Annotated in this window: 1 protein-coding gene; it reads right to left on the bottom strand. The window is 68.6% G+C overall.

Annotation, left to right across the window (positions count from 1 at the left end; all coding sequences use genetic code 11):
* Positions 1-277: hypothetical protein (locus V5E28_RS49345; protein ID WP_336217236.1), on the bottom strand; the 277-nt coding region annotated here is incomplete at both ends.

Consider the following 277-nt stretch of genomic DNA (forward strand, 5'->3'; position numbering starts at 1 on the left):
CACCCGGTCGCCCTCGGCGACGATGGGCCTCTGGTTGATGCTCGTGCCCTGGTTGGAACGCTTGAACTTCGCCACGCGGTACGTCGTCCGCGTGCCGTCGTCGTCCATGACCGTGATGGAGTCGGCGGAGACCTCCTCGACCACGCCCGGCTTCTCGGCGCTGACCATGTCGCCCGTGTCGGTCGCGGCACGGTACTCCATGCCGGTGCCGACCAGCGGCGCCTCGCTTCTGAGCAGCGGCACCGACTGGCGCATCATGTTCGCGCCCATCAACGCC

It is taken from the genome of Nonomuraea sp. LPB2021202275-12-8, from assembly GCF_037044575.1.
GTDB lineage: Bacteria > Actinomycetota > Actinomycetes > Streptosporangiales > Streptosporangiaceae > Nonomuraea.